Below are 4,112 nucleotides of genomic sequence, written 5' to 3'. Positions count from 1 at the left end.
GCCCGGCGGGTAGCCGGGCCGGGGCGCGCGGCCGTCGTCGTCAGGCCGCCGGGATCAGCTCCCCAGCCAGCCGAGCAGCCGCAGCCAGGCCTCCTGCAGCACCGGGCGCAGCGTGAAGGACGTCGCCGCCGTCTCGCCGTCGGCCGCCGTGAGGACCACCTGGTGGCTGCCCTGCGGCAGCAGCACCGGCACGCGGAAGGACAGGCTCACCGTGCCGTCCTCCGCGGCGGTCGAGGTGCCGAGCACCTCGCCGCCGCGCGCCGGCAGCGTCGCCCGGACCGTCGTCCCAGCGGTGAAGCCGGTCCCGCTCAGGGTGACCCGGTCGCCGCGGAAGGGCGCGGCGTCCGACAGCGAGGCCGACGCCGGCACCTCGACGGCCTCCGGCGTGATGCCGACGACCGACGGGTTGTGGTCGCTCGCCCGGTACGGGTCCGGGGCGAACAGCGGCTCGTGGCCGTCGTACTGGTAGGCGTAGGACTCGACCGCGTTGGTGTCCCAGATCGTGTGGCCGGTGACCTTCGGGGACATCGACGGGCTGGCGAACACGTGGTCGAGCGAGCCGGAGCCGCCGTCGAACACGTAGCTGTGCTCGCCCGGGGTGACGACCTCCTGGAAGCCGGCCTCGCGGAGCACGTCGAGCGGGTCCTCGAACCGGTAGGAGTTGAAGTCGCCGGTCAGCAGGACGTCGTCGTCCCCCGCGGTCCCCGCCACGGTGGCCGCGAGGTCCACGAGCACCTCCGCCTGCCGCACCCGGTCGGCGTTGCAGTTGCCCGGGCCGCCGACGCTGGTGTCGTTGCCGGCGGCGCAGGCGCTGCCCTTGGACTTGAAGTGGTTGGCGATGACCGAGAAGACCTCGTCCTCGTAGGAGAACGTCTGCGCGATCGGCGTCCGGGCGTTGGCGAACGCGGTCAGGTCGGCCGGGACCACCGGCTCGCCGACGGCGGTCACCCGGTCGGTGCGGTAGACGATCGCGTTGGTGATGACGTCGGTGTCCTCGTGGGCGCGCACGAAGTCCCAGTCGTGGCCGTCGGCCGCCTCGACCGCGGCGAGCAGCGTCTCCACCGCCCGGTAGGGGGTGTCCGGCGTCAGGACGGCGGAGTTCTCGATCTCGTGCAGCGTGATGACGTCGGCGTCCAGGGCGGTGATCGCCGCGACGATCTTCGCCTGCTGCTCGGCGAGCTCCTCGGCGTCCGGCGCCCCCCGGGCGTCGTCGCCGTGCTCGGACGGGAAGTCGACGAAGTAGTTCAGGACGTTGAAGTCGGCGATCCGCAGCTCGCCCTCGATCTCGGCCGGAGCGGCCGGCCGGGGGTTGGTCGCCTCGAAGGTCGTGCCCTCCGCCGCCCCGTCGGCCGGCTGGAGGCGCCAGTTGCCGAAGCCGTAGCCGAGCACCACGGGCCCCAGGACGGCGGTGTCCCCGACGCGGACGGGGTCCCCGGGCTCCAGGTACGGCGGCTCGAGCAGCGGCGCGTCGTCGGGGGAGAGGTCCGTCGTGCGGCCGTCGTCCAGGACGATGGAGCGCCGCGCGTTCTCCTCGGCCACCTGCCGCGCCGGATCGCCCGGCTCGGCCGCCTCGGTGGGGGCCAGCAGCCGCCCGCCCGAGGCCAGCAGCAGCTCGCCGTAGCTGGTCAGGTCGAACACCTCGGTGACCGTCAGCGCCTCCGACGGCGCGACGAGCATGCCCTCGAACGCCTCGCGTTCGGCGTCGGTCGACGGCAGCGGCAGCACGGCCGCCTCCGGGAGCGCGGCGGTGCCGCACGCGACGGCGGTCGGCGCGGTCAGCTCGGTGAGGCCGTTGTACTCGTCCACGGTGCCGCGGACGACGACCGAGTCGCCGAGCTCGAGCGGCGGCAGCGAGGAGCCGTACACGAAGATGCCGTCGGACGTCGCGTCGACGCCGTCCCCGCCGTCCTGCACGTGGACCCCGGCGAACCCGCCCTCCTGCAGGTCGCCGACGACGGTGCCGGCCACGGTGACGGTGGCCCCGTCGCGGGGGCTGGCGTCGGCCGGGCCCTGCACCGAGCCGATCGTCACGGTCCCGGCGTCGCACGTCAGCTCCTCCGGCTCCGGGTCGGGGTCCGGCGTGGAGCCGCCGTTGCGCGTGCCGAACGTGTTGCTCGCCGGGCCGGTCCAGTCGCCCCAGCCGGTGCCGAGTGGGAGCCGCTGGAGCGACTGCCCCTCCGGCACGCCGTTCTCGCTCACGCCGATGTCCGTGCTGGTCAAGCCGTTCGCCGGGCCGCCGACGGCGGTGAACGTGCCCTCGTAGCTGAGGAACTCGAGGACCGTGCCCGTAGCGTCGACGAGCGCGATGCCGTCGGGGGAGCCGTTCTGCACGCCGTTGGTCGGGAAGCTCAGGACGGCGACGCCGTCGGTGCCGGCCGGCACGGGGATGCCGTCGGCCGGGCTGTACACCATGCCGCCGTTGCCGTTGTAGAGGTGGACCCGCAGGCCCGTGAGGTCGGCGTTCGGGGGTGCGGTCACCTCGATCGCCTCGCCGGAGTCGGTGTCGGCGTCGTCGTAGTGGATCTCGGTGATGCGGGCGTCGGTGGGTGCCGCGGAGGCGGCGGGTGCGAGCACCAGGCTGCCGGCGGCGAGCGCGCCGACGGTCACCCCCAGGACGGCGGGGCGGCGGGACGGGCGTGGGGACACGGGGCTCCTCGGACGACCGGAGTTACGAACCTGGCCATCCTCGCTTATCCCATAGTGACGTCAAGTTAACGGTGGGTGACAAGGTTGCCGATGCTCAGCATCTGCGGGGTGCCCGTACCGTGGATCCCCGTGGAGCCGCTCGACCGACCGCTGGACGACGTCTGGTTCACCCGCGACCTGCCGGTGCTGCGGGCGATCGCGCGGCTGGTGGACGCGCCCACGCACGGGGGTGCGCCCTACCTCGGGCAGGTGGTGCCGGCCAGCGGTCTGGCGAAGCCGGAGGTGGCGGCGGCGGCGCGGGCGCTGGTGTCGGCCGGGTACGTCGAGGCGCTGACCAACTACGCCGGGGAGATCGTCCGGTTCACCGGCATCTCGGCGGAGGCCCGCCGGCTGGCCGGGCTCTGGCCGACGCCGCAGGGGGAGTGGGAGCGGCTGCTCGAGCAGCTGGCCGCCCGGGTGGAGAACGCGCCCACCGAGGTCGAGCGGGAGCGTTGGCGGGCGATGGCGCAGGCCGCCGACGCCCTCGGCCACGACGACGGCGCGCTGCTGATGGCCGCGCTCATCGGGGGCTACGTCCCGCGCCGGCGCTGACCGGCGCCGGACGCGGCAGCGCCCCCGCCCGGCGGACCGGACGGGGGCGCTGTCGAGAGACGGTGTCTCAGATCAGAGCGGGTGGACGTTCGCCGCCTGCGGGCCCTTCTGGCCCTGCTCGATGTCGAACGAGATGCGCTGCCCTTCGTCGAGCGAGCGGTATCCGCTGGTCTGGATGGACGAGTAGTGGACGAAGACGTCCGGTCCACCACCGTCAGGGGTGGCGAAGCCGAACCCCTTCTCCGCGTTGAACCACTTGACAGTTCCTTCGGGCATTCCCTGCTCCTAGCTGAGTGGTGCATCGGGGTCCTGCCATTGCGCAGTGTGTTCCCGACGCGCAGCACACTAGCCGTACCTGGGGCGAGATGGGGAAGGACCCGTATCAGCAGCCGACCAGCTGCCGGCAGGCGGGGCAGCGCGGGACGCCCCAGACCATCTGCCAGTCCAGCCCGCCGACCACCGTGACCGGTTCCCCGCACACCGCGTGGCCGGCTCCGCCCACGGCCGGGGCGGGCACGGCGTGCGCCACGCCCACCGGCCGGTGCAGCGTGCGGGACTCGCCGCAGCAGAGCGTCTCGGCCGTCCCGACCTCCGCCGCGCCCGCGGCGTACCGGCTCCACGTCATGCCCCGGGAGCATGCGCCGTCGATGTGTCGGCGGCGTTACCCCCGGCTCACTACAGGCGGCGGCCGTCGCGGTCGAGGATCTCGGAGGGGGCGTAGAGCGGCAGCGCCCCGTCGTCCCGGGTCGAGTAGTCCGGCCCGGTGAACGGGCCGCCGGGGGGGGGGGGGGGGGGGGGGGGGGGGGGGGGGGGGGGGGGGGGGGGGGGGGGGGTGGGCGGGGGGGGCGCGGCGCCGGGGGCCGCCGGGCCGGGGG

Annotated in this window: 4 protein-coding genes; 1 reads left to right on the top strand and 3 read right to left on the bottom strand. The window is 74.6% G+C overall.

The window, feature by feature from the left end:
* Positions 1-54: 54 nt before the first annotated feature.
* Positions 55-2,646, bottom strand: coding sequence for an ExeM/NucH family extracellular endonuclease (locus ACI797_RS27760; RefSeq protein WP_456864092.1), 2,592 nt, complete (start codon positions 2,644-2,646; stop codon positions 55-57).
* Positions 2,647-2,775: 129 nt separating this feature from the next.
* On the opposite strand from ACI797_RS27760, the gene ACI797_RS27755 reads away from it, so the two are divergent.
* The gene (locus ACI797_RS27755) at positions 2,776-3,237 is read left to right on the top strand and encodes a hypothetical protein (RefSeq protein WP_456864089.1); all 462 of its coding nucleotides are present in this window, start codon (positions 2,776-2,778) and stop codon (positions 3,235-3,237) included.
* A gap of 72 nt (positions 3,238-3,309) precedes the next feature.
* Here the strand turns inward: ACI797_RS27755 and ACI797_RS27750 are convergent, their stop codons facing one another.
* Positions 3,310-3,513: a cold-shock protein gene (locus ACI797_RS27750; protein ID WP_263551050.1), complete on the bottom strand. Its 204-nt coding sequence runs from the start codon at positions 3,511-3,513 to the stop codon at positions 3,310-3,312.
* Positions 3,514-3,619: 106 nt separating this feature from the next.
* Positions 3,620-3,862: a hypothetical protein gene (locus ACI797_RS27745; protein ID WP_456541784.1), complete on the bottom strand. Its 243-nt coding sequence runs from the start codon at positions 3,860-3,862 to the stop codon at positions 3,620-3,622.
* Positions 3,863-4,112: the final 250 nt, after the last annotated feature.

This window comes from Geodermatophilus sp. SYSU D00691 (genome assembly GCF_054050275.1).
Note: the sequence above shows the minus strand (reverse complement) of the source record. Positions and strands in the feature narration are given on the sequence as shown.